1 protein-coding gene is annotated in these 856 nt (G+C 41.0%); it reads left to right on the top strand.

Annotated elements, in window-relative coordinates:
• Positions 1-856, top strand: an 856-nt coding sequence (locus RB298_RS22855; RefSeq protein ID WP_486048714.1) for a nucleotide sugar dehydrogenase, incomplete at both ends; no start/stop codon positions are given.

Here is an 856-nt window from a genome sequence, read left to right as displayed (position 1 = left end):
ACAATGGAAAAATCCATTTAGAAGAGCCTGGTCTGCAGGAAGCATTAAATGAAGTAATTGAAAAAGGTACATTCCGCGCAGCATTGCAGCCGGAAAAAGCAGATGCATTCATCGTAGCTGTACCAACACCAAATCATGATGACCAGCACAAATCTTGTGATCTATCATATGTATTAAGCGCTGTAAGCAACGTCATTCCTTACTTAGAAAAAGGAAACGTATTAATCGTAGAATCTACAATCGCACCGCGCAGCATGGATGACCATGTGAAACCGTTAGTAGAAGCAGCTGGCTTTGAAGTTGGAAAAGACGTGTTCTTAGTACATTGTCCAGAACGTGTACTTCCAGGACAAATCCTTCATGAACTAATCCACAACAACCGTATTGTTGGAGGACTTACGCCAAACTGTACAGAAGCTGGTGCAATGGTATACAGTACATTTGTACAAGGTGAAATCATTAAAACAGATGCAAAAACAGCAGAAATGTCAAAACTAATGGAAAACACATTCCGTGACGTAAACATCGCGTTAGCAAACGAATTAACAAAAGTATGTAACGAATTAGAAATCGATGCGCTAGAAGTTGTTCAAATGGCTAACAAGCATCCGCGTGTAAACCTTCATACACCAGGACCGGGTGTAGGCGGACACTGCTTGGCTGTAGATCCATATTTCATCGTTGCAAAAGCGCCTAAAACAGCTCAGCTTATTAATCTAGCAAGAACAATTAACACGTCTATGCCTCAATACGTAGTAGACAACACAAATGCTTTAATGGAAAAAGTAGACGGCCGCGTTGTGACAGTATTCGGTTTAACATATAAAGGAAACGTAGACGACATCCGTGAAAGTCC

This window comes from Priestia sp. BR_2 (genome assembly GCF_041954005.1).
Classification (GTDB): domain Bacteria; phylum Bacillota; class Bacilli; order Paenibacillales; family Paenibacillaceae; genus Paenibacillus_AQ; species Paenibacillus_AQ lautus_A.
The sequence above is the reverse complement of the archived record's forward strand: the minus strand, read 5'-3'. Positions and strand labels throughout refer to the sequence as shown.